Below are 23,768 nucleotides of genomic sequence, written 5' to 3'. Positions count from 1 at the left end.
TATGAAGTTAGCAGTTATTACTGACTCATCAGCAGTTTTGGATACAAAAAGTATGGAAAGAGAGAATCTCTTTGTCTTGAGTATCCCGGTTAGCATAGATGGGGAGAATTATATTGAAGGGCAGAACTTGACAGTTGAGGAATTTTATCAGAAAATGGCCTCTTCTAAAGAGTTGCCCAAAACCAGTCAGCCAAGCTTATTAGAGTTAGAAGAAATTCTAACTAGTCTGAAAGGAAAAGGCTTTACGCACGTTCTAGGTTTGTTTTTGTCATCTGGAATCTCAGGTTTTTATCAAAATATCCAGTATTTAGCAGATGAGATTGACGGCTTAACTGTTGCCTTTCCTGATACGAAAATTACCTCTGCTCCTTTAGGAATGATGGTGGAAAATGTTCTCAAGTGGGCTGAAACAGGTCTTGATTTTGAAGAGATTATAGAAAAATTAGACCAAGAGATAGGAAAAACTACAGCTTTTATCATGGTTGATGATCTGAATCATTTAGTAAAAGGTGGACGTCTATCAAATGGAGCAGCTCTGCTAGGAAATCTTCTCAGTATAAAACCGATTCTCTACTTTACAGGCGAAGGGAAAATTGAGGTTTATGAGAAAGTACGTACAGAGAAAAAAGCCATCAGACGGCTTTTAGAGATTCTTCAAGAGAAGACCAAAGAAGGACAGTACCAAATTGCCATTATTCATGCCAATGCACCTGAAAAAGCGATTCGTTTTAAGCAGCAATTAGCAGAAGCAGGGATAGGCAGCGATTTGCCAATCGTTTCATTTGGTTCGGTCATTGGAACCCATCTTGGAGAAGGAGCGGTGGCGTTTGGTATTTCTCCCATTATTGAATAGGAGTTTGCATGACAATCAAGGTAATTATCGCTGGTTTTAAAGGGAAAATGGGTTCTACAGCTTTGGATATGGTAAAAAGCGATCCAGAACTGGCTGTGGCAGCTTTGATAGACCCATTTGCATCTGAAACAGAGTTGGATGGTGTGCCTGTTTTCAATACAAAAGAAGAAGTGACCACTCTTGATGCAGATGTTTGGGTGGATTTTACCACACCGAAATTTGCCTATGAAAATACTCGTTTTGCACTGGAGAATGGCTTTGCACCTGTGGTGGGAACGACAGGCTTTACACCTGAAGAAATCAAGGAATTGATAGCCCTCTCCATAGAAAAGGGATTGGGGGGGCTAATTGCTCCGAATTTTGCGATCGGTGCCATTCTTCTTATGCAATTTGCAGCACAGGCTGCCAAGTATTTCCCAAATCTTGAGATTATTGAGTTACATCATGACAAGAAAAAAGATGCACCGAGTGGAACTGCTATAAAAACAGCAGAGTTAATTTCTCAGGTGCGGCAATCACATATTCAAGGTGTAGCAGATGAAGAAGAATTGATTGCAGGTTCTCGGGGGGCAGAGTTTAATGGTTTCCGTATTCACTCGGTGCGTTTGCCGGGACTTGTTGCCCACCAAGAGGTTATCTTTGGTGCTCAAGGTGAAGGGTTGACGATTCGTCATGACTCCTATGATCGTATTTCCTTTATGAGCGGTGTCAATCTCGGTATCAAAGAGGTCGTTAATCGCTCACAACTCGTTTATGGTTTGGAACAATTATTATGAAATTAAACAATTTGCCTTCTGAATTTCAGGAGGCTTTACCGATTTTAGAGAAAATTAAATCTGCTGGTTTTGAAGCCTACTTTGTCGGTGGTTCTGTTCGAGATGCCATTCTTGGCAGACCCATTCATGATGTAGATATTGCTACATCCAGCTACCCTCAAGAAACCAAGCAAATCTTTCCACGAACGATTGATGTGGGGATTGAGCACGGAACCATTTTGGTGCTTGAGGCAGGGAAAGAATATGAGATTACAACCTTTCGGACTGAAGAGGAGTATGTTGACTTTCGACGTCCTAGTCAGGTTTCTTTTGTGCGTTCTTTGGAAGAAGACCTTAAACGTCGTGACTTTACAGTCAACGCCTTTGCACTTGATGAGTCAGCGACCGTTGTGGATTTGTTTAATGGTTTAGACGATTTAAAAAATCAAGTTTTAAGAGCAGTTGGTATTCCAACTGAGCGCTTTAATGAGGATGCTCTGCGTATCATGCGTGGTTTTCGTTTTGCGGCCACCTTAAACTTTGAGATAGAGCCTTCAACGTTTACAGCTATGATAGAGACTGCTCCCCTACTGGAAAAAATTTCCGTGGAACGTAGTTTTATTGAGTTTGACAAACTTTTAGTGGCAAATTTTTGGCGAAAAGGCCTACGCGCTATGATTGATTCTAAGGCTTATAATCATCTACCTGACCTAGCAGGAAAGGGAGAAAACTTGGAAAAATTGTTAGCTAGCATAGAGGAAAGCTTTAACTTTTCAAGTTCTGAACAAGCTTGGGCTATGCTTGTTATCTGTCTGGAGTTAAAAAATACCCATTCCTTCCTAAAAAAATGGAAAACCAGTAACGATTTCCAGCGCAAGGTTGTCAAATTGGTTGAGATTTATCAACTTCGTCAAACAGGATCTATCACCAAGCAAATCTGTTTCCTGTATGGAAAAGACTTATTGTGTTTGGCTGAAGAATTACGTCATGCTCAAGGGTTGAGCACAGATTTTGACAAAATTGACAGAATACATCGTGAACTGGCTATTTATGATAGGCAAGAAATAGTGGTTAATGGTGGGCATATCATGAGTGAATGCAACTTAAAACCAGGACCTCTGCTTGGAAAAGTACTCAAACAAGTTGAGTATCAGATTGTTGAAGGGGATTTGCCTAATGAAACAGCAGCAATTATGGCATTTGTGAAAAGGATTTTAGAGAATGAGTGATTTTATTGTTGAACATCTTACCAAATCAGTTGGTGATAAGACAGTTTTTTCTGACCTTTCTTTCATTGTTCATCCGGGTGATCGAATCGGAATTATCGGCGTTAACGGTACAGGGAAGACAACTCTCTTAGATGTTCTGGCCGGTCGTATAGGGTTTGATGGTGATATTTCTCCTTTTTATAGTAAAAATTCCTACAAGATTGCCTATTTAACTCAGGATCCTGACTTTGATGAAGGTAGGACGGTACTTGATACTGTTTTATCATCTGATTTACAAGAAATACGGCTTATCCGCGAATATGAACGGCTCTTGACAAATTACGATGAAGCTAGCCAAAAGCATTTGGAAAAAATTATGTCAGAAATGGATGCCCTCAATGCTTGGGAAATTGAAAGTCAGGTGAAAACGGTTCTATCGAAACTGGGGCTAACAGATGGTAACCAAATAGTGGCAGAGCTATCTGGTGGTTTGCGTAGAAGGGTTCAGTTGGCCCAAGTCCTCTTAGGTGATTCAGATCTCTTACTTCTGGATGAGCCGACCAACCATTTGGATATTGAAACGATTGAGTGGCTGACGATTTTTTTGAAAAATACAAAAAAGTCCGTTCTATTCATTACCCATGATCGCTATTTCTTGGATAATGTAGCGACACGTATTTTTGAACTAGATCGTGCTAGCTTGACCGAGTATCAGGGAAATTATCAAGATTATGTACGCTTGAAAGCTGAGCAAGATGAGCGTGATGCGGCACTTCGTCACAAAAAAGAACAACTTTACAAGCAAGAGCTTGCTTGGATGCGCCGTCAACCACAAGCTCGTGCTACTAAGCAACAGGCTCGAATCAATCGTTTTCAGGATTTAAAGGGTGAACTTGCTCATAAAATTGACGATAATAATTTAGAAATTAACTTTGAAACTTCGCGCATTGGTAAAAAGGTCATTCATTTTGAAGATGTCTATTTTTCCTATCCGAATAAGTCTATTTTATCTGACTTTAACCTGCTTATTCAGAACAAGGATCGGATTGGTATTGTAGGGGATAACGGTAAGGGAAAATCGACTCTGCTCAACTTGATAGCAGGAGAGCTGCAAGTCGATAGTGGAAAAGTGAATATTGGCGAGACTGTCCGCATCGGCTATTTTTCACAAACTATTAGAGGGTTGGATGAAAGCAAGCGAGTTATCAATTTTTTGCAAGAGGTGGCGGAAGAGACCAAGACTAGCTCTGGCATAGTTTCTATCGCAGAACTTTTGGAGCAATTTCTCTTTCCTCGAAATACCCATGGTACCTTGATTGAAAAATTATCCGGTGGGGAGAAAAAACGTCTCTACTTGCTGAAAATTCTCTTGGAAAAGCCGAATGTACTCTTGCTAGATGAGCCAACAAATGACCTTGATATAGCAACATTGACGGTATTAGAGCATTTCTTGCAAGGATTTGCGGGACCGGTTATTACTGTCAGTCATGACCGCTATTTTTTGGATAAGGTAGCAACCAAGATTCTTGCTTTTGAGAAGGATGACATTCAAGTCTTTTTCGGTAACTACACCGACTATCTTGATGAGAAGGCCTTTCTAACTGCTAGCTCTGCAATTTCCAAAGAAAAAACAAAGGAAAAAACAGAGAGAATTAAGACAGATAAGAAGCGGATGTCCTATTTTGAGAAGCAGGAGTGGGCAAGTATTGAGGATGAAATTGCAGCGTTGGAAGAGAAGATTGAAGCTATCGAGGCAGAGATGTTGACCTGTGGTAGTGATTTTACAAAATTATCTGACTTGCAAAAGGAGCTGGATGCCCAAAATGATCAACTGCTAGAAAAATACGATCGCTTCGAGTATTTGAGTGAATTGGAGGGCTAGGATGAAGATTCTTGTCATATCCTATATGATCATTTATTTGTTGGTGACCTTGATAGCTGCGATTTTTAGTTATTTCAAGACTAAAAAAATGACGATTCTACGTTTGCTATTGACCGTGCTATCTTTAGCTTTATTAGCGATAAGCACATCCTTTTATGCTCAGTCTTATCAGGACTGGCAAATGCTGGGATTTGCGCTTGGTTTTACTTTTATTTCAACCCTATTTCTCTACAATGGAACTAAAGAAGGTAGCAATTTCACAATCATTATGCTATTTAGTGTTGGCCGATTTATTTTGCACATTCAATTTTTAATCTTGCTCTATCTATTTAGATAGGATAGGAGCATCCATCAAGCTTTTTAGTTTCATTATAAACTTGTCTGATGTATCCTGCACCTTTTTAAAAACGAACTGCGTTCGCTCTATCTGACGAACTTTTAGAGCTAGCCCTAAAAGACTAACAAACGATTGAAAGGGCTTTACGCAAACCTTTTCATTGTGGTATAATAAAGAAAACTGATTTGAGGTGAAAAAAGATATGTCTAAAAAAATTATTGGTATTGACCTTGGCGGAACATCTGTTAAGCTAGCAATTTTAACAACTGAAGGTGAGATTCAAGAAAAATGGTCTATTAAAACAGACATTTTGGATGAGGGAAGCCATATCGTTCCTAATATTATTACGAGTATCAAACATCGTTTTGAAACCCATGGCTTGACCAAAGATGATTTTTTAGGCGTTGGTATGGGATCACCAGGAGTAGTTGACAGTGAAGCGGGTACGGTAATCGGTGCTTATAATCTTAACTGGAAAACATTGCAGTTAGTCAAGAAGCAGTTTGAAGCAGAACTAGGTTTGCCTTTCTTTATTGATAACGATGCTAATGTGGCTGCACTTGGTGAGCAATGGGTTGGTGCAGGAAATAATAATCCAAACGTTGTCTTCATGACCCTTGGAACTGGTGTTGGTGGTGGAGTTATTGCTGCTGGTAATTTGATTCGTGGTGTTAAGGGAGCTGGTGGTGAACTCGGACATATCACTGTTGATTTTGAGAACCCATTTGCCTGTACTTGTGGTAAAAAAGGCTGTTTGGAAACCGTTGCATCAGCAACAGGTATTGTCAATCTAACCCGTCGTTATGCAGAAGAATATGCTGGAGATGCCAAGCTAAAACAAATGATTGATGATGGTCAGGAAGTAACTGCTAAGGATGTTTTTGACTTGGCCAAAGAAAAGGATGGTTTGGCTCTGATTGTCTACCGTCATTTTTCCGAATATCTTGGCGTAGCGTGTGCCAATATTGCAGCAGTTCTCAATCCAGCTTACATCGTATTAGGTGGTGGTGTGTCTGCGGCAGGTGATTTTTTGTTGGATGGTGTTCGCAGGGTCTTTGCTGAAAACAGCTTCCCGCAAATTAAAGAAAGTACGCAGATTGTATTGGCGACACGTGGTAATGATGCAGGTGTACTTGGTGCAGCATCACTAGTATTGAAATAATCGTTGAAAGCAGAGGAGAACTCTGCTTTTTTCTAATCCGCTGTCACATGTATTTTATATAAATATATTGAAAGTTACAGCTAGAAAGCGTACTCTGATAGTGAAGAAAAGGAGTATTGGTTTATGAAACAGCTAAATATATCCAAAATAATTGATTATCTGACTATACTTGGTTTGTTGGTTTTATTGTCTACATTTTTCGTGGATTATTGGATCCGTGATTGGTTCTTTCCATCAAGCTGGGGGTCTGTAGCGACTATGTTGATTCTTCCCCTGCTTGGCACTCTGATTCTTATATTGTCTATCTACTATAAGAAACTTTGGACAGGCTTAATCAGTATATTTCTGATTATTTCTTTCCCCTTAATCTTCGGTCTAGGGTATCTTATCTTTGGTCCCTAGAAGGGGCAACTTATGAATATGACTGTATTAAAAAGGCTGAATATGGTTTTGTATAGCATTGCAGTTCTTTTCTTAGTTTTGCTTTTTTTACCAACTGACCAATGGTTTGGCGTTGCAAATTTGCATTTCATTATCATTCCATTTTTGGACCTAGCTATTGCTTCATCTGGTTTGTTTAAGCTGGACTTCTACCTGCTACTTTATAATTGAAAACTCCAGTGCAAACTGGAGTTTTTGGTTGGAACATGCTATACTAAAATCATGACAAAAGCAGATAAGATTTTCAAAGACAATATTCGTAAGATTATGGAAGAGGGCGTTTTTTCAGAAAATGCTCGTCCTCGTTATAAAGATGGAAATGTTGCCAACTCTAGGTACGTAACTGGAAGTTTCGCTGAGTACGATCTTTCTAAGGGGGAATTTCCTATTACCACCTTGCGTCCTATCCCTATAAAATCAGCCATCAAGGAGATTTTTTGGATCTATCAGGATCAGACCAATGATTTATCCATCTTGCAGGACAAGTATGGTGTTAGCTATTGGAATGACTGGGAGGTCAAGGGAACAGGTACCATTGGTGAGCGCTACGGAGCCATTGTCAAAAAACATAGTATTATTTCCAAAATTCTCAAACAGTTAGAAGAAAATCCTTGGAACCGCCGCAATGTGATTTCACTTTGGGATTATGAGGCTTTTGAACAATCAGAAGGTCTCTTGCCGTGTGCCTTTCAAACTATGTTTGATGTTCGCCGAGTAGATGGGGATATTTACTTGGATGCAACATTAACACAGCGTTCAAATGACATGTTGGTGGCTCATCATATCAATGCTATGCAGTATGTTGCTTTACAGATGATGATTGCCAAACATTTTGGCTGGAAAATTGGAAAGTTTTTCTACTTCATCAACAATCTCCATATCTACGATAACCAATTTGAACAAGCAGAAGAATTGCTTCGTAGAACATCGGCAGAAGTAGAGCCACATTTGATATTGAATGTACCTGATGGTACCAATTTCTTTGATATTAAGCCAGAAGATTTCGAATTAGTGAACTATCATCCGGTTAAACCGCAACTAAAATTCGATTTAGCGATTTAATCAGATGGTAGTAAAGAACGCTATTCTTTTTATCTACAATCTCAGGACAATTTAAGCGGTAAAGGAATTATTGCTAATTTTTACCTCCAATCCTCACTAATCACTTCACTGACTATTGAAGTGACTAAAATTTGATGTAACGGGTCAATCGGATAATTTAGAAAGATTTTTCTATCATTTCCGATTGATTTTGTTTTTATATTATATTTTCTAGATAATATCAACTGTTGGGTTATCTGGTAATTTCATATAGCTGCTCCCCAATCTATTGATGTGAACTGCGCACTGTTTATCTCTAACCTTCGTTGTTCACTTCCTTGTTTTGTGAGGTCATCAGTGCATGAAGTCGACTTGGCAAGTGCATTTTTTATGATTTTTTGATAGAATGGTAAAACGGAAAGTGAGAGGATAATGACGAAAAAGATTGTTGCGATTTGGGCTCAAGATGAAAATGGATTGATTGGACAAGGAGATAAGTTGCCTTGGTTCCTGCCTGCTGATTTGGCCCACTTTAAAGAGACTACAAGTGGTCATGCTATGGTTATGGGACGAGTAACATTTGATGGTATGGGCAAACGTGCCCTTCCCAATCGTATATCACTCGTACTGACTACAGACCCGTCTTATCATGTAGAAAATGAATGCGTTACTGTGGTACATAGTGTTGAAGAAGTACTTGATTGGTATGAAGAGCAAGATAAGAATCTATTTGTCATCGGTGGAAGTCAGATTTTTACTGTTTTTGAACCATACATAGAGGAGTTGATTGTGACAAATATTCATGGGCAATTTGATGGTGATGTCTTTTTCCCAGATAGTTTCTCACTCGCTAACTTTAAGCTTAAAAGTAGTCACCTACGACAAAAAGATCAAGTCAATCTGTTTGATTTCACAATCAAAACCTACGAAAGAAGAGAAAAGTAAGGCATGGAGAGAAGTTTATTTGGTCTATTTACAGCGTTTCTATGCGGAATCTGCGTTCTTTGTGCTGTTCAGGCTTTTAGAAAGAAACGTTTTGGTTTAGCGATTCTATTTTTATTGAACGCTTTTACCAATCTGGTCAATAGCATTCACGCTATTTATGGATTTTTATTTAGATAATGAGGTATGAAAGAGGAAGTATATGGCTGTTAAGCATACACATGAGCTTATTTACTGCTCATTTTGTGGAAAAAATCAAGAAGAAGTCAAAAAAATTATTGCCGGAAACAATGTATTTATCTGTAATGAATGTGTCGAATTAGCACAAGAAATCATTCGTGAGGAATTGGCAGAAGAAGTTCTAACAGACTTGGCTGATACGCCAAAACCACAGGAATTATTAAATATCCTAAACAACTATGTCATCGGACAAGACCGGGCGAAACGTGCGCTGGCAGTGGCGGTTTATAACCACTATAAGCGAATCAATTTTCAAGACAGTCGTGATGATAATGATGTTGATTTACAAAAATCAAATATCCTCATGATTGGACCAACTGGATCTGGTAAAACCTTCTTAGCACAGACTCTCGCTAAAAGTTTGAATGTGCCATTTGCGATTGCAGATGCCACAGCCTTGACAGAAGCAGGTTATGTTGGTGAGGATGTAGAAAATATCCTTCTCAAACTCTTGCAGGCGGCAGATTTCAATATTGACCGTGCAGAAAGAGGAATTATCTATGTGGATGAAATTGATAAAATTGCCAAAAAAGGTGAAAACGTGTCCATTACGCGGGATGTATCTGGTGAAGGTGTTCAGCAGGCTCTCCTAAAAATTATCGAGGGGACAGTTGCTAGCGTACCACCACAGGGAGGACGTAAACATCCAAACCAAGAGATGATTCATGTAGACACCAAGAACATCCTCTTCATCGTAGGTGGCGCTTTTGATGGTATTGAGGAAATTGTTAAACAACGTCTCGGCGAAAAAATTATTGGATTTGGTCAGAATAATCGTGCCATTGATGAAAAAGAATCCTACATGCAACATATTATCGCTGATGATATTCAAAAATTTGGTATCATTCCAGAATTGATTGGTCGTTTACCAGTTTTTGCAGCTCTGGATCAACTGACAACAGAGGATTTGATTCGCATTCTGACTGAACCTAAAAATGCTCTTGTGAAGCAATACCAAACGCTCCTTTCGTACGATGATGTGGAATTAGAATTTGACGAGGATGCCTTGGAGGAAATTGCTAAAAAAGCAATTGAGCGTAAAACAGGTGCTCGTGGTCTTCGCTCCATTATTGAGGAAACAATGCTGGATGTCATGTTTGAAGTGCCGGGTCAAGATGAGGTTAAGCGTGTTCGAGTAACCAAAGCTGCAGTAAATGGCAAGGAAAAGCCACTACTAGAAACTGCTTAAGGAAAAACTAGGAGGAGCGAGGGGGGAGATTTCCCTCCCTTGCTTATGAAAGGTAAAAAATGGAAATCAATACACATAATGCCGAAATTTTGCTTAGTGCAGTTTCAAAATCCCAATATCCTGCTGATGATATTCCAGAGATTGCTCTAGCAGGTCGTTCGAATGTCGGAAAATCTTCTTTTATCAACACCTTACTAGGGAGAAAAAATCTTGCTCGTACTTCGGGAAAACCAGGGAAGACTCAGCAATTAAACTTTTACAATATTGATGACAAAATCCGCTTTGTTGACGTTCCTGGCTACGGTTATGCCAAAGTCTCAAAAACTGAGCGTGCCAAGTGGGGAAAAATGATTGAAGAATACTTGACTAGCCGCGATAATTTACGGGTCGTCGTCAGTTTAGTAGATATGCGACATGAGCCATCTGCAGACGATGTACAAATGTATGATTTCTTAAAATACTATGAAATTCCTGTTATCATCGTTGCAACAAAGGCGGATAAAATCCCTCGTGGCAAATGGAATAAACATGAATCCATTATTAAAAAGAAATTAGATTTTGATAAGAATGACCAGTTTGTCGTCTTCTCTTCTGAGACTCGCCATGGTTACGACCAAGCATGGGAGGCTATCTTGGATAATATCTAGCAGAGATTTATTCGTCATCATCAAAAGACGAATAGCCCCCAAGAGCTAAATTACGGGTTTCATTCTCTCATAAATGTTGAATCCGAAACTTAGAGATGCTGGTTGAGAGAATAACAGAGCAGGCACCTAGGTTATCTGGGTGCTTTTGCTATGGAAAGTTCTTGCTAAATCTGATATAATAAAGAGCAGTACCCTTGTAGAGGATGGATAATGAATTTAGAAGATTTAAAAAAACGTCAAGAGAAGATTCGGAACTTCTCTATTATTGCTCATATTGATCACGGTAAATCAACTTTAGCAGACCGCATTTTGGAAAAGACAGAGACAGTTTCTAGTCGTGAAATGCAGGCTCAATTACTGGATAGCATGGATCTAGAGCGTGAGCGCGGTATTACCATTAAGCTTAATGCCATTGAACTCAATTATCAGGCTAAAGATGGTGAGACCTATATTTTTCACTTAATTGACACACCAGGACATGTTGACTTCACCTACGAAGTGTCTCGCTCTCTAGCAGCTTGTGAAGGTGCTATTTTGGTCGTAGATGCGGCACAGGGAATTGAAGCCCAGACACTTGCCAATGTTTATTTAGCTTTGGATAATGATTTGGAAATCTTGCCTATTATCAATAAGATTGACCTACCAGCAGCGGATCCTGAACGCGTCCGTCAGGAAATTGAAGATGTGATTGGCTTGGATGCTTCAGAAGCAGTATTGACTTCTGCTAAGGCTGGTATCGGTATTGAAGAAATCTTAGAGCAAATTGTAGAGAAAGTTCCTGCACCAACTGGTGATGTAGAGGCTCCATTACAGGCTTTGATTTTTGACTCTGTTTATGATCCTTATCGTGGGGTCATCTTGCAAGTTCGGATTGTCAATGGTGTGGTTAAACCAGGTGATACCATCCAAATGATGAGTAATGGTAAAACCTTTGATGTCACAGAAGTAGGTATTTTTACACCAAAAGCTATCGGACGTGAGTTTTTAGCAACTGGTGATGTGGGCTATATTGCAGCTTCTATCAAGACTGTTGCTGATACCCGTGTCGGTGATACAGTAACTTTGGCAGAATATCCAGCAGCAGAGCCTTTATCAGGCTATAAGCAGATGAATCCGATGGTCTTTGCTGGTATCTACCCAATTGACTCTAACAAATACAACGATTTACGTGAAGCTTTAGAAAAGCTCCAACTCAATGATGCTAGTTTACAGTTCGAGCCAGAAACTTCACAAGCCTTAGGCTTTGGTTTCCGCTGTGGATTCTTGGGACTCCTACATATGGATGTCATCCAAGAACGGATCGAGCGTGAGTTTAATATTGACTTGATTATGACTGCCCCATCTGTAGTTTATCATGTCAATATGACAGATGGTGAGATGCTTGAAGTTGCCAATCCTTCAGAATTTCCAGATCCTACCAAGATTGCAACCATTGAGGAACCTTATGTTAAGGCACAAATTATGGTTCCCCAAGAGTACGTTGGAGCGGTCATGGAATTGGCCCAGCGCAAGCGAGGAGATTTTGTAACGATGGATTATATTGACGACAATCGAGTCAATGTTATCTATCAAATTCCACTCGCTGAGATCGTCTTTGACTTCTTTGACAAACTCAAGTCTTCAACGCGTGGTTACGCTAGCTTCGACTATGAGATTTCTGAATACCGCACTTCCAAGTTGGTTAAGATGGACATTCTCCTCAATGGAGATAAGGTGGATGCTCTCAGCTTTATTGTCCATAAGGAATTTGCCTACGAGCGTGGAAAAATCATTGTAGATAAACTCAAAAAAATTATCCCCCGTCAACAGTTTGAGGTACCTATTCAGGCAGCTATCGGTCATAAAATTGTGGCCCGTAGTGACATCAAGGCTCTTCGTAAGAACGTTTTGGCAAAATGTTACGGTGGCGATGTTTCACGGAAACGAAAACTCCTTGAAAAGCAGAAAGCTGGTAAAAAACGCATGAAAGCAATAGGATCTGTAGAAGTTCCACAAGAAGCCTTTCTCAGCGTTCTCAGCATGGATGACGATGAGAAAAAGTAATCACGTTATCGCTGAATACGAAATAAAGTACAAGATAAAAATACTCCCGCAAATGTGAATTGCGAGAGTATTTTTATTTATGCTTCATTTCCCCCTGTGGATAGTAAGTCCCTTCTGGCATATCATTGATAAAGACATGAATGGCTTCCTTAGGTGCATTAGTATTGCGAGACACAACCTCTGTTATCTCACGTGCAAGAGCTATTTTTTGCTCTTGGGTGCGTCCTTCAAACAGATCGATTCGTACAAATGGCATGACAGTCCTCCAGTATTTTTTTGTTTATTGTATCATAGTTTCTACTGTTTTCCAAGGATATTCTTATAAACCATTGTAATTACCTATTATATTTTGTTATAATAACAGTGTATGGAATTAAGGAGGAGAATTATGTTTACTGGAAAAATTACTCAAAAAGTTACTAGCGTTTTTTTGAAAAAATCGCGTAAATTTTTTAATCGAAAAACAGGTATTATAGCGGGCGGTACATTAGCTATTATTTTTATTACAGGTCAATTAACGACTGCTGAACTCCCTAAAAAAGAGAAACTTTATGGTCAACAATATGCAACAGTTGTAAAGCATTTTCAAGAAGCAGGTTTCGAGAATATACAGGGGAAGGAGATCAATGATTTAGAATTTGGAAAAATTGGTGAAAATAATCCTGTTGAAGTTGTCTCTGTTGACGGAGAGAAGTGGAAGGAAGGCTGGGTTAGAAAAAATGCTCCTATTGTCATTTCCTATCATGCTCCTAAGGAAGATACTGTTGAGGTGAAATTTTCGCCTTCTAGTAAAATTGCAGATGTTGAAAAAGAACTAAGTAAATTAGGCTTTAAGCAGATTGATATGATTCCTATTCTACTGATAGAGAAAGGCAATGAAGATAAGAAAGATAGGGTAGACACTCTTCAAATTGGTAATCATCTGTATCAAACAGGATATTTTTACTCTGCCAGTTTGCCAGTCAAGTTGACTTATTTTGATGTTAGTCAGGATAATATCAGGGTGCCAGAAAATGTAATTGATGCTGAAAGTAAATCAGAACTTGAAAAACATATAAAAGTAGCAGGTTTTACTGATATTAAATGGGAAGCTGTTGCAGATAAAGATAAGTCTAATCATGAGAAAATTCAAAAGATAACCTTGGGTGGTGTAGAACTTAGGCTACGCACTAAGCAAGAAATTGTTATAAAAAAAGAGACTCCGATTGTGATTGCTTATTCTGATTTTTCTAGTTTCGCAGAATTACCAACCACTATTTCAACAACCAAAATCGCAGATACCAAAAAATTATTTATAGACGGTGGCTTCCCACAAGTAACAGAAGTAGCTACAGATACTAATGAAATTTCTAAGAATGGACAAGTCATTGCTGTTGAAATTGATGGTAAGGTCTTCAGTGACATCAATGATAAAGTTATTAAAAAAGATAGCCAAGTAGTTATTAAATATTGGAATGCAGAAAAAGCCATTGCTGAAAAGGCACTTAAGGATGAAGAAGCAAGAATCGTTGCCGAAGCTAAGAGGCAGACTAAAGTAAGAGTGCAAAATCAAATCCAGCAATTTGCTGGAAATACTTCACAAAATGTGTATTATCCAAATTGTAAGGCAGCTAGACAAGCTGGAGCAGCTCCAGTTTATAGAGGGCAACCAGGCTATGGACCGCATTTGGATCGTGACGGTGATGGAATTGGTTGCGAGCGATAAGCACATAGCCCCTATTTGACAGCGTTTACAAAAAATGGTATTCTGATCTAAGATAGGAGGTCGATAGCAATGAATCACAGAAATCGTATGATTTTGTCGTTTTTATTAGGTTGTCTGGCTTTATATTTGGCTGCAACAGTTTTTGCCCAGAGTACGTGGGAAGGACCGGTTTTTATCACTTTTTTCCTATACAGTATGATTTATGGCCTGGTTATGCTTTATAAGTGGAGACCAAAATTTGCACGAATTGTTTTCGATATTATCGGGAATTTATTAACATGGCCCTGATTTTTAGCGAGCTCTTTGGAGCTTGTTTTTATGTTTCCCTTAAAGCATATTTTGTGATAGAATGGAAGGAGTGAAATTTAAGATTGGATGAGAAAAAGTGGCACAATTATATTATAAATACGGCACAATGAACTCTGGTAAAACCATCGAGATTTTGAAAGTTGCACACAATTATGAAGAACAAGGAAAGCCTGTTGTCATTATGACATCAGCCTTGGATACTCGTGATGCCTTTGGTGTCGTCTCCAGTCGGATCGGTATGCGTAGAGAAGCAGTAGCGATTGATGATGAAATGGATATTTTTGGTTTTATCAAAAAAATGGAAACACGTCCCTATTGCGTCTTGATTGATGAAGCTCAATTTCTCCGACGTCATCATGTTTATGCTCTCGCACGTGTCGTAGATGAATTGGATGTGCCTGTCATGGCCTTCGGTCTTAAAAATGACTTTCGAAACGAATTATTTGAAGGTTCCAAATACCTGCTTTTATTGGCCGATAAGTTGGATGAGATTAAAACAATCTGTCAGTATTGCTCCAAAAAGGCAACCATGGTCTTGCGGACTCAAGATGGGAAACCAACCTACGAGGGAGAACAAATTCAGATTGGTGGTAATGAAACCTATATTCCTGTTTGCCGCAAGCACTACTTCTCACCCGAGATATGAGCATTCAGGCAAGATGTATTATTTTGAATACTTCACAGAAAAACTGAGCATGTCTTACAAGTTAATTATGCGGAAGAATTCATTCCAACTATTTTACAGAAAGGAACTGAATACGGGCTACGACTCTGTGGAAATAGATAATTCTTCCCAGAAACTTTAGTTTCTAGGTCCGAATTCCTAATTTCCTTTGAGTCGCTTAGTGCCCTTAATATCTTAGAGTGAACTGAATACGGGCTACGACTCTGTGGAAATAGATAATTCTTCCCAGAAACTTTAGTTTCTAGGTCCGAATTCCTAATTTCCTTTGAGTCGCTTAGTGCCCTTAATATCTTAGAGTGAACTGAATACGGGTTACGAGCTGTACAAAAAGATATTTTTCCTAGGGAGGTTTTATCCTTCGTCAGAACCTCTCATTTTCTCAGTTCGCTTATGCCCTTTAATATCTTAGAAAGGAATCGAACATGCCCTGAAAGCTACGAAAAAAAGATAGACTGCCTTGCGTGTAGACGCACTTCATCAGTCCCCTATTTTTCCATCGCTTCCTTACGGGCTTTGTATCTTTTATTATGAATATTTATGATCAATTACAGGCGGTTGAAGACCGCTATGAGGAACTTGGAGAATTGCTTTCTGATCCGGATGTGGTCAGCGATACCAAGCGTTTTATGGATTTGTCAAAAGAAGAAGCAGCAACTCGTGATACAGTCACAGCTTATCGTGAATACAAGGTTGTTCTGCAAAATATAGTGGATGCTGAGGAGATGATTAAAGAATCTTCTGGCGACACAGATTTGGAAGAGATGGCTAAGGAAGAACTCAAACAAGCCAAGGCTGACAAAGAAACCTACGAGGAAAAACTTAAAATTCTTCTTCTACCCAAAGACCCAAATGATGACAAGAATATCATCTTGGAAATTCGTGGAGCAGCCGGCGGTGATGAGGCTGCCCTCTTTGCCGGAGATCTTCTGACCATGTATCAAAAATATGCAGAAAGTCAAGGTTGGCGTTTTGAAGTCATGGAGGCTTCATATAATGGTGTCGGTGGTATCAAAGAAGTAGTCGCCATGGTATCTGGTCAATCCGTCTACTCAAAACTTAAATATGAATCAGGTGCCCACCGTGTGCAACGTGTTCCCGTGACAGAGAGTCAGGGGCGTGTTCATACCTCGACAGCAACTGTGCTTATCATGCCAGAAGTAGAAGAAGTAGAGTATGATATTGATCCTAAAGACCTTCGTGTTGACATCTACCATGCCTCTGGTGCTGGTGGACAGAACGTCAACAAGGTTGCCACAGCTGTTCGTATCGTTCACCTACCAACTAACATCAAGGTTGAAATGCAGGAAGAACGGACACAACAAAAAAACCGTGACAAGGCTATGAAAATTATCCGTGCACGTGTAGCTGATCATTTTGCGCAAATCGCACAGAATGAACAAGATGCTGAAAGAAAGTCAACCATCGGAACAGGAGATCGCTCTGAGCGTATTCGTACCTACAACTTCCCACAAAACCGCGTGACAGACCATCGTATCGGCTTGACTCTACAAAAATTAGATACCATCTTGTCTGGCAAGATGGACGAGGTTGTTGATGCCCTTGTTCTTTACGATCAGACGAAAAAACTAGAAGAACTTAGCAAATAATGAACTATGCGCAATTATTTGCTGACTATGAAAAACAGCTAGTAGCCATCGGTGAAGAAGCAGAAAGTTTATCCTTCGCTTATCGTAGCTTGAAAAATCTTGATTTTACAGATTTTCTCTTCATGCTTCGTCAGGAAGTGACTCCCACTGACCGCAAACTCATTGACCAGATTTACCATCAGCTTGCCCTTCACCGACCAGCTCAGTACATCATCGGCAGATCTGATTTCCACGGACTCAGATTTGCTGTAGATGAGCGAGTTTTGATTCCCAGACCAGAAACTGAGGAGTTGGTTGAGTTGATTTTGCTGGAAAATAGCAGAGCAAATTTACGAGTTTTGGATATAGGAACAGGCAGCGGTGCAATTGCAATTTCGCTTGCTAAAGCTAGACCTGATTGGGAAGTGGTTGCAGTCGATATTTCGTCTGATGCCTTAGAAGTAGCCGTAGAAAATGCAGCAAGCAATCAAGTTTCTGTTCAGTTTCTACACTCAGACCTTTTCCAAGCAGTTTCGGGTAATTTTGATATTATTGTTTCCAATCCTCCCTATATTTCACCAAATGATAAAGATGAGGTCGGTACTAACGTACTCGCATCAGAGCCTCATTTAGCTTTATTTGCGGAGGAAGATGGCCTAGTTATTTATAGAAAAATTGTAGAGCAGGCAAGACAATTTTTGAAGGATAATGGAAAAATATACTTTGAAATTGGCTATAAGCAAGGGCAGTCTGTTGCTGATTTATTAGCGTTGCATTTCCCTGAAAAACGAGTCCGAGTTCTCAAAGACCAGTTTGGTCAGGATAGGAAGGTCGTAGCAGATGACAATAGATACTATTCGAGCTATTATTGAAAGTGGAGGCGCGGTTGTTCTCCCCACCGAGACAGTCTATGGTCTCTTCGCTCAAGCCTTGAACGAAGAAGCAGTTAATCATGTTTATCGTCTAAAACGGCGTCCTAGGGACAAGGCAATGAACTTAAATGTTTCCAGCTTAGAAGAGATGCAATATTTTAGTCAAAATCCACCCAATTTTTTAGAAAAAGTGTATAATAGATTTATGCCTGGTCCCTTAACGATTATATTGAAAGCAAATAAAAACGTTCCTTTTTGGGTTAATTCAGGGCTAAATACTGTTGGTTTTCGCATTCCTAGCCATGAAAAAACCTTACGTTTGATTTCAGAAACTGGCCCTTTAATTGGACCATCTGCCAATATTTCTGGAGAAGAAAGTGGCACAAAGTTCGCCTTTCTGATGACTCAGTTTCCAGAGCAGTTAGCAGGAATAGAAGATGATCAAGCTCTGACAGGTATGGATTCAACTATTTTAGACTTATCCGGACAGAAAGCTCGTATTCTTCGTCAAGGCGCTATTAGTCGTGAGGCAATTGAGACAGCTATTCCTGAAATAAAATTCGAGGACTAAGCCTATGATTCGATCACTAAAACAAACAGATTTATCAGCTATAAGGGCCATTAATGCTGTTTCCTTAGGATATGACGTTTCCTTGGAAAAAACAGAAAGGCAATTTCAACGTTGTTCCAATGCTGGGGGACACTTCTTCCTCGTTTATGAAAATGAGGCAGACCAAGGAGTGCTGGGTTACATCCATGCTCAAGTTTACGAAAGTCTCTATTCTGAAACTGGATTGAATATCCTTGGTTTAGCTGTTTTACCCAATTTTCAAGGACAAGGAATTGGTTCAGCTTTGTTAGAAGCTACCGAGAAGTTAGCTAAAGAAAATGGATATACTTTTATTCGCCTGAATTCAGCCGACCATCGCAAACAAGCCCATCATTTCTACGAACAGCATGGCTATATATCAGATAAGCTGCAGAAGCGTTTTATTAAAACTCTATAAAATAACCATTGAACAGCGCATCTATTTTTATAGAATACCATCATTTATAAAGGAGTACCGCACATGATTTTTGATACAGTTGATTACAAAGACTTTGATAAAGAAGTATGGGATGCAATTAAGGCAGAAGAAGCTCGTCAACAAAATAACATCGAACTGATTGCTTCTGAAAACGTTGTTTCTAAAGCTGTCATGGCTGCCCAAGGATCTATCTTGACCAACAAGTATGCTGAAGGCTATCCGGGCCGTCGCTACTATGGCGGTACCGAGTGCGTAGATGTTGTTGAAAGTTTAGCGATTGAGCGTGCAAAGGAAATCTTTGGTGCTAAGTTTGCTAACGTTCAACCCCACTCAGGAAGTCAAGCCAACTGTGCAGCTTATATGGCTTTGATTGAGCCTGGAGATACTGTTATGGGAATGGATTTGGCTGCAGGTGGACATTTAACTCACGGTGCTTCTGTTAGTTTCTCAGGGCAAACCTATAACTTTGTGGCTTATAATGTTGATGAAGAAACGGGCCTCTTGGATTATGATGCTATTTTGGAGCAAGCGAAAGAAGTTCAGCCAAAATTGATTGTTGCTGGTGCTTCAGCTTATTCCCGTATTATTGATTTTGCTAAATTCCGTAAGATTGCTGATAGTGTAGGAGCAAAATTGATGGTTGACATGGCCCATATTGCTGGTCTTGTGGCAGCAGGGCTTCATCCAAGTCCAATTCCGCATGCACATATCGTTACTACAACAACTCATAAAACTCTACGTGGTCCTCGCGGTGGTTTGATCTTGACAAATGATGAAGAAATCATAAAAAAAATCAATTCAGCCATCTTCCCTGGTATTCAAGGTGGCCCGCTAGAGCACGTCATCGCTGCCAAAGCAGTTGCATTTAAAGAGGTATTGGATCCTTCCTTTAAATATTATGCTCAAAAAGTCATAGATAATAGTAAGGCTATGGCAGAAGTTTTTCTTGCTAATCCGAATTTTAAAGTCATCACAGGTGGAACGGATAACCATCTTTTCCTTGTTGATGTTACCAAAGTTGTTGAAAATGGTAAAGTTGCCCAACATCTTTTGGATGAAGTAAATATTACTCTAAATAAAAACTCAATCCCTTACGAGAAATTATCACCGTTCAAAACCAGCGGCATTCGGATTGGCTCAGCAGCCATCACTGCTCGTGGTTTTGGTATTGAAGAGGCTCGTAAGGTTGCCCACTTAACTATCAAAGCACTTGAAAATGCTGATAATGAAGTAGTTCTTGAGGAAATTCGTCAGGAAGTTCGTGCTTTGACGGAACAATTCCCTCTATACGAAGGTTTATAATGGATATATTTGTAAAAAAAGCCCTAATACATCAATTTAGTTCTGATGATACTGAGCTGGTCCTTGCCGACCAGCTTTTGACTGTTACTCCTAAAATAGAAGAATATTTGCGTAAGAAAATTGAGCGTGTCTTTTCTGATGAAGCTAAGACAGGACAATTTGAAGCAAACCATCCTTTTCTGGATTATTTGAAAGGAGATTTACTAACCAATTCTGTCAAGATTGCAAATCTCTGGAAGGAAGAATTTTCGATCTCTGAAAACCTCAAAACCAATGACCTCATATTCATCACTTTTGAGAAAAATGGTATCGAACATTTTGCATTCTTAAGAATTTCTTTACGTGAAAGTCTGGCTCATGTAGGAGCAGAGAGCGGGAGTCCTATAAAAATTACACAGAATAACTTGCCAGGAGCAGGAACCGCACCAGATGAGGCCTTAATTGTCAATCTTCAGACATACAGGTACCATCTGATTGAGAAACGAATCAAACACAACGGTGCCTTTCTCAATTACTTTTCAGATAATCTTCTGCAGGTCACACCAGCTATTTCCGCTAAAAAATCAATTAAAGCTGTCGAACAAACTGCTCAGAAAATTGCAGATAGTTTTCATCAAGATGATTTCCAATTTCAATCCAAGGTAAAATCAGCTATTTTTAACAATTTGGAAGAAGGTAACGAATTATCACCAGAGAAATTAGCAGATCAGTTGTTCGATACCAACTTAACTGCGCGTCTGAATTTTGTTGATCAGCTGAAAGAAGTCATCCCAGACAAGGTGTCTTTTGATGAGATTGATAAGACCCGCCAGCTCAAAAAGTTTGAAAATCAAAAGTTGTCTTTATCAAATGGCATTGAACTGATTGTACCAAATGCTATCTATGAAGATGCGGAAGCGGTCGAATTTATTCAAAATGATAATGGAACTTATTCCATCCTTATCAAAAATATTGAAGATATAAAGAGTAAGTAAATGAAAAAATTGATAAAAATACTAATGCTTCTTTTACTAATCTTTCTTGGCTATAAATGTTTTCAAACGTATCGTACAGTCAAGCAAGTTATGACTTATCAACCTATGGTTCGAGAAATATTAGCGGAAAATGACACATCAGCCAATGAAGAGCTCATTTTAGCAATGATTTATACAGAAACCAAAGGACGAGAAGTTGATGTCATGCAGTCCAGCGAATCGGCAAGCGGTTCTGCCAATACCATTACAGATAGTAAAGAAAGTATCCGTCAAGGAATAGTCTATCTTACCGAAAAACTACGATTAGCAGAGGAAAAAGGTGTAGGAGTCTGGACCGCTGTACAAGCCTATAATTTCGGTCCTGCCTATATTGATTATATTGCTAAACATGGTGGCGAGCATACTCTTGCCTTAGCAGAAGAATATTCAAAAAACGTGGTGGCACCAAGTCTAGGCAATACTACACAGGAAACCTATACCTACTACCACCCAATCGCCTTGCTGAATGGTGGAAAACTATATGTAAATGGCGGAAACATCTACTATGCACGGCAAGTTCGCTTTAATATGCATTTAATGCGATTCATAAATCTATTTTAAATTGTCTAAAACTCATGAGAAATGAGTTTTTTCTGTTGGAGACATGCTCTTATCTGATAAATGCCTGAAGTGTCGCTCAGCTTTCCTTTGACAACAGGTAGCAGGTGTCTGTATCGGATCAATTTATCATCAGGAGTGATGGTACGAACAGTCTCATTTCCCCTCTCGGAATGTGTATTTGAAACAATCTCATCAAAAATGTAGTATAATAGGAGAATAGGAGACAAAGTGATGAAACGAAATGTGTTGATTACAGGTGCAAGCAGTGGGATTGGTAAAGCGATTGCTTATGCTTTTGCTAAAGATGGTGATAATGTTATCATCACGGGGCGCAGACTTGACAAATTGGAAGCGATTAAACGAGATATTGAAAATAAGTACGGTGTTCAGGTCTATATTTATTCTTTTGATGTGACAGATATAGAGCAGGTTATCCTACATTGTCAGAGTATTTTACAGAAAGTAGGTCAGATTCATATTTTGGTTAACAACGCTGGTCTAGCTCTGGGATTGGATAAGTTCCAAGATTATGATTTGACGGATATGATGGTTATGATCGACACTAATATAAAGGGCTTGCTTGCTGTTACGCATCAGTTATTGCCCCAAATGGTTATGTATAACGATGGACAAATCATCAATATCGGATCAACAGCAGGAATCTATGCCTACGCAGGAGCGGCAGTTTATGCTGCAACAAAGTCAGCTGTAAAAGTCCTATCAGATGGCATTCGCATTGATACAATTGATAAGCAAATTAAGGTCACTACCATACAACCCGGTATTGTAGAAACAGATTTCAGTCAGGTTCGTTTCCATGGTGATAAAGCAAGGGCAGCTACTGTTTATAAGGGAATCGAAGCGCTACAAGCGGAAGATATTGCTAACTGCACTCTATTTGTTGCCAATCAACCCAAGCATGTACAGATTTCAGATATGACTATCATGGCGACGAAGCAGGCTACTGGTTTTACGATTCATAGGGAATAAGGAGGCGAGGACAAGATGAAGAAAAAATATCCTCTGGCATTACTGGGACTCTTTACTCTTATCGTTTTTCCTGCTTGTCACATGGGAAAAGAAAAGACAACAAGAAGTTCATCAAACACTGAACATCAGTCAACTAGTTCAAGTATTTCATCCACTGTACCCAGAGAGTTATCACTACTTTCTATGGATATTGATGCACTAATGCAGGGGAATTATGACAGCATTCTCGGTACTTGGCAGAATAGTAAAGGGGAAACCTTGGTATTTAATAGCAAAGGTTTAGTTGATGAGAATCGTAATCTTTTAGGTCGTGGAAAAATAACGGATGGGATTTTTGAAACTGGCTATGTTGATTCAAGCGTTGGAGAAGTTGACCTTCTTATGATTCCCAAAGGTACCACATTGAGTTCTTCTTTCCTTGCAAGTGGAGTGGCAGCCCCAACAGATGCTTCCCGTGATAGAATTGTGGCCAAAAATGGATTGTTAGGCGCTGATGCAGATGCCTTTTATCGTCTATCGAATTCAGCTAATAGCGGTATAGATCCACTAAAAAATACTGAAACAGGTGTTCAATTAGAGAGTGGTCCCAAAACAGTTGATTACGCAAATAGGATTTTAGGCAAGAACAATTGGAGGGTAACCGAAGGGAATTATACACGAACGGAGTCTATACCTTACAATGTTTTGGAAGGAAACGATAACACCCGTTACACAGTTTATCAAAACGGAGTGATTGTTAATGCTGGTTACCAGATTATCTATCAACCTTAAAATTGTCCTGAAGCGTACAGACATATGTAAATAAAGGGTTTCGGAATTATACATTTAAGATAAGGAGACGGTCTCATGGGCTGTTTCTTTTTAGTTTAGTCTTTATGGCTCTCTCTAGCAGATGAGGAGACACTTTAATATTTGAACTCATCTTGCCATCTATTTTAAGCTAATGCTTGAACTCAAAAAAATATTAGATGGTGTTT

At 39.3% G+C, this 23,768-nt stretch carries 24 protein-coding genes; 23 read left to right on the top strand and 1 reads right to left on the bottom strand.

Annotated elements, in window-relative coordinates; translation table 11 throughout:
• The first annotated feature begins 1 nt into the window (after window position 1).
• From SR187_RS05135 to lepA, 12 genes are all read left to right on the top strand, one after another.
• Complete coding sequence (locus tag SR187_RS05135) at window positions 2-853, top strand: DegV family protein (protein WP_120171724.1); 852 nt, start codon at window positions 2-4, stop codon at window positions 851-853.
• Between the two features lie 8 nt (window positions 854-861).
• Window positions 862-1,629 carry a 4-hydroxy-tetrahydrodipicolinate reductase gene (gene dapB, locus SR187_RS05130; protein WP_120171723.1) on the top strand — a complete coding sequence of 256 codons (768 nt, stop codon included), beginning with the start codon at window positions 862-864 and terminating at the stop codon, window positions 1,627-1,629.
• On the top strand, window positions 1,626-2,837 hold the full coding sequence (locus SR187_RS05125) for a CCA tRNA nucleotidyltransferase (protein WP_120171722.1): 1,212 nt from the start codon (window positions 1,626-1,628) through the stop codon (window positions 2,835-2,837). Before dapB ends, SR187_RS05125 begins: the two co-directional genes overlap by 4 nt.
• Complete coding sequence (locus SR187_RS05120) at window positions 2,830-4,698, top strand: ABC-F family ATP-binding cassette domain-containing protein (RefSeq protein WP_120171721.1); 1,869 nt, start codon at window positions 2,830-2,832, stop codon at window positions 4,696-4,698. Before SR187_RS05125 ends, SR187_RS05120 begins: the two co-directional genes overlap by 8 nt.
• A 1-nt stretch (window position 4,699) precedes the next feature.
• On the top strand, window positions 4,700-5,035 hold the full coding sequence (locus SR187_RS05115) for a hypothetical protein (RefSeq protein ID WP_024532025.1): 336 nt from the start codon (window positions 4,700-4,702) through the stop codon (window positions 5,033-5,035).
• A 202-nt stretch (window positions 5,036-5,237) separates the two neighbouring features.
• A complete protein-coding gene (locus SR187_RS05110; RefSeq protein ID WP_120171720.1) occupies window positions 5,238-6,197 on the top strand; it encodes an ROK family glucokinase in 960 nt (319 codons plus the stop codon).
• Between the two features lie 420 nt (window positions 6,198-6,617).
• Window positions 6,618-6,809 (top strand): hypothetical protein, encoded by a 192-nt coding sequence (locus SR187_RS05100; protein WP_145981831.1) that lies wholly within the window; start codon window positions 6,618-6,620, stop codon window positions 6,807-6,809.
• Window positions 6,810-6,860: 51 nt separating this feature from the next.
• On the top strand, window positions 6,861-7,700 hold the full coding sequence (locus SR187_RS05095; protein WP_024532029.1) for a thymidylate synthase: 840 nt from the start codon (window positions 6,861-6,863) through the stop codon (window positions 7,698-7,700).
• Window positions 7,701-8,111: 411 nt separating this feature from the next.
• Window positions 8,112-8,624 carry a dihydrofolate reductase gene (locus SR187_RS05090; RefSeq protein ID WP_120171718.1) on the top strand — a complete coding sequence of 171 codons (513 nt, stop codon included), beginning with the start codon at window positions 8,112-8,114 and terminating at the stop codon, window positions 8,622-8,624.
• 199 nt (window positions 8,625-8,823) lie between these two features.
• Complete coding sequence (gene clpX, locus SR187_RS05080) at window positions 8,824-10,050, top strand: ATP-dependent Clp protease ATP-binding subunit ClpX (RefSeq protein ID WP_024532031.1); 1,227 nt, start codon at window positions 8,824-8,826, stop codon at window positions 10,048-10,050.
• 59 nt (window positions 10,051-10,109) lie between these two features.
• Entirely contained in the window at window positions 10,110-10,697 is a 588-nt protein-coding gene (gene yihA, locus SR187_RS05075; protein WP_024532032.1) for a ribosome biogenesis GTP-binding protein YihA/YsxC, read from the top strand.
• 210 nt (window positions 10,698-10,907) lie between these two features.
• Entirely contained in the window at window positions 10,908-12,740 is a 1,833-nt protein-coding gene (gene lepA / locus SR187_RS05070) for a translation elongation factor 4 (protein ID WP_024532033.1), read from the top strand.
• Between the two features lie 73 nt (window positions 12,741-12,813).
• Here lepA and SR187_RS05065 read toward each other — a convergent pair whose 3' ends face one another.
• Window positions 12,814-12,996, bottom strand: a complete 183-nt coding sequence (locus SR187_RS05065) for a 4-oxalocrotonate tautomerase (RefSeq protein WP_120171717.1) — start codon at window positions 12,994-12,996, stop codon at window positions 12,814-12,816.
• Between the two features lie 132 nt (window positions 12,997-13,128).
• Between SR187_RS05065 and SR187_RS05060 the strand changes: the two genes are divergently transcribed.
• From SR187_RS05060 to SR187_RS05005, 11 genes are all read left to right on the top strand, one after another.
• Window positions 13,129-14,445, top strand: coding sequence for an excalibur calcium-binding domain-containing protein (locus tag SR187_RS05060; RefSeq protein ID WP_120171716.1), 1,317 nt, complete (start codon window positions 13,129-13,131; stop codon window positions 14,443-14,445).
• 385 nt (window positions 14,446-14,830) lie between these two features.
• The gene (locus SR187_RS05050; RefSeq protein WP_024532718.1) at window positions 14,831-15,400 is read left to right on the top strand and encodes a thymidine kinase; all 570 of its coding nucleotides are present in this window, start codon (window positions 14,831-14,833) and stop codon (window positions 15,398-15,400) included.
• 566 nt (window positions 15,401-15,966) lie between these two features.
• Complete coding sequence (gene prfA / locus SR187_RS05045) at window positions 15,967-17,046, top strand: peptide chain release factor 1 (protein WP_120171715.1); 1,080 nt, start codon at window positions 15,967-15,969, stop codon at window positions 17,044-17,046.
• Entirely contained in the window at window positions 17,046-17,897 is an 852-nt protein-coding gene (gene prmC, locus SR187_RS05040; RefSeq protein WP_120171714.1) for a peptide chain release factor N(5)-glutamine methyltransferase, read from the top strand. Before prfA ends, prmC begins: the two co-directional genes overlap by 1 nt.
• Complete coding sequence (locus SR187_RS05035; protein ID WP_162496988.1) at window positions 17,866-18,468, top strand: L-threonylcarbamoyladenylate synthase; 603 nt, start codon at window positions 17,866-17,868, stop codon at window positions 18,466-18,468. Before prmC ends, SR187_RS05035 begins: the two co-directional genes overlap by 32 nt.
• A gap of 4 nt (window positions 18,469-18,472) precedes the next feature.
• Window positions 18,473-18,904, top strand: a complete 432-nt coding sequence (locus tag SR187_RS05030) for a GNAT family N-acetyltransferase (RefSeq protein WP_120171713.1) — start codon at window positions 18,473-18,475, stop codon at window positions 18,902-18,904.
• Between the two features lie 63 nt (window positions 18,905-18,967).
• Window positions 18,968-20,227, top strand: coding sequence for a serine hydroxymethyltransferase (gene glyA, locus SR187_RS05025; protein WP_120171712.1), 1,260 nt, complete (start codon window positions 18,968-18,970; stop codon window positions 20,225-20,227).
• Entirely contained in the window at window positions 20,227-21,201 is a 975-nt protein-coding gene (locus tag SR187_RS05020; RefSeq protein WP_024532724.1) for a nucleoid-associated protein, read from the top strand. Before glyA ends, SR187_RS05020 begins: the two co-directional genes overlap by 1 nt.
• Complete coding sequence (locus SR187_RS05015) at window positions 21,202-21,801, top strand: lysozyme family protein (RefSeq protein WP_120171711.1); 600 nt, start codon at window positions 21,202-21,204, stop codon at window positions 21,799-21,801.
• A gap of 231 nt (window positions 21,802-22,032) precedes the next feature.
• Complete coding sequence (locus SR187_RS05010; RefSeq protein WP_120171710.1) at window positions 22,033-22,791, top strand: SDR family NAD(P)-dependent oxidoreductase; 759 nt, start codon at window positions 22,033-22,035, stop codon at window positions 22,789-22,791.
• Between the two features lie 15 nt (window positions 22,792-22,806).
• Window positions 22,807-23,562, top strand: coding sequence for a DUF6287 domain-containing protein (locus SR187_RS05005; protein WP_120171709.1), 756 nt, complete (start codon window positions 22,807-22,809; stop codon window positions 23,560-23,562).
• Window positions 23,563-23,768 lie beyond the last annotated feature (206 nt).

It is taken from the genome of Streptococcus ruminantium (assembly GCF_003609975.1).
GTDB classification, from domain to species: domain Bacteria; phylum Bacillota; class Bacilli; order Lactobacillales; family Streptococcaceae; genus Streptococcus; species Streptococcus ruminantium.
The sequence above is the reverse complement of the archived record's forward strand: the minus strand, read 5'-3'. Positions and strand labels throughout refer to the sequence as shown.

Coding starts and splice junctions, on each gene's coding strand:
- SR187_RS05135 (WP_120171724.1), top strand. CDS start 2: ATGAAGTTAGCAGTTATTACTGACTCATCAGCAGTTTTGGATACAAAA.
- dapB (WP_120171723.1), top strand. CDS start 862: ATGACAATCAAGGTAATTATCGCTGGTTTTAAAGGGAAAATGGGTTCT.
- SR187_RS05125 (WP_120171722.1), top strand. CDS start 1,626: ATGAAATTAAACAATTTGCCTTCTGAATTTCAGGAGGCTTTACCGATT.
- SR187_RS05120 (WP_120171721.1), top strand. CDS start 2,830: ATGAGTGATTTTATTGTTGAACATCTTACCAAATCAGTTGGTGATAAG.
- SR187_RS05115 (WP_024532025.1), top strand. CDS start 4,700: ATGAAGATTCTTGTCATATCCTATATGATCATTTATTTGTTGGTGACC.
- SR187_RS05110 (WP_120171720.1), top strand. CDS start 5,238: ATGTCTAAAAAAATTATTGGTATTGACCTTGGCGGAACATCTGTTAAG.
- SR187_RS05100 (WP_145981831.1), top strand. CDS start 6,618: ATGACTGTATTAAAAAGGCTGAATATGGTTTTGTATAGCATTGCAGTT.
- SR187_RS05095 (WP_024532029.1), top strand. CDS start 6,861: ATGACAAAAGCAGATAAGATTTTCAAAGACAATATTCGTAAGATTATG.
- SR187_RS05090 (WP_120171718.1), top strand. CDS start 8,112: ATGACGAAAAAGATTGTTGCGATTTGGGCTCAAGATGAAAATGGATTG.
- clpX (WP_024532031.1), top strand. CDS start 8,824: ATGGCTGTTAAGCATACACATGAGCTTATTTACTGCTCATTTTGTGGA.
- yihA (WP_024532032.1), top strand. CDS start 10,110: ATGGAAATCAATACACATAATGCCGAAATTTTGCTTAGTGCAGTTTCA.
- lepA (WP_024532033.1), top strand. CDS start 10,908: ATGAATTTAGAAGATTTAAAAAAACGTCAAGAGAAGATTCGGAACTTC.
- SR187_RS05065 (WP_120171717.1), bottom strand. CDS start 12,996: ATGCCATTTGTACGAATCGATCTGTTTGAAGGACGCACCCAAGAGCAA.
- SR187_RS05060 (WP_120171716.1), top strand. CDS start 13,129: ATGTTTACTGGAAAAATTACTCAAAAAGTTACTAGCGTTTTTTTGAAA.
- prfA (WP_120171715.1), top strand. CDS start 15,967: ATGAATATTTATGATCAATTACAGGCGGTTGAAGACCGCTATGAGGAA.
- prmC (WP_120171714.1), top strand. CDS start 17,046: ATGAACTATGCGCAATTATTTGCTGACTATGAAAAACAGCTAGTAGCC.
- SR187_RS05035 (WP_162496988.1), top strand. CDS start 17,866: ATGACAATAGATACTATTCGAGCTATTATTGAAAGTGGAGGCGCGGTT.
- SR187_RS05030 (WP_120171713.1), top strand. CDS start 18,473: ATGATTCGATCACTAAAACAAACAGATTTATCAGCTATAAGGGCCATT.
- glyA (WP_120171712.1), top strand. CDS start 18,968: ATGATTTTTGATACAGTTGATTACAAAGACTTTGATAAAGAAGTATGG.
- SR187_RS05020 (WP_024532724.1), top strand. CDS start 20,227: ATGGATATATTTGTAAAAAAAGCCCTAATACATCAATTTAGTTCTGAT.
- SR187_RS05015 (WP_120171711.1), top strand. CDS start 21,202: ATGAAAAAATTGATAAAAATACTAATGCTTCTTTTACTAATCTTTCTT.
- SR187_RS05010 (WP_120171710.1), top strand. CDS start 22,033: ATGAAACGAAATGTGTTGATTACAGGTGCAAGCAGTGGGATTGGTAAA.
- SR187_RS05005 (WP_120171709.1), top strand. CDS start 22,807: ATGAAGAAAAAATATCCTCTGGCATTACTGGGACTCTTTACTCTTATC.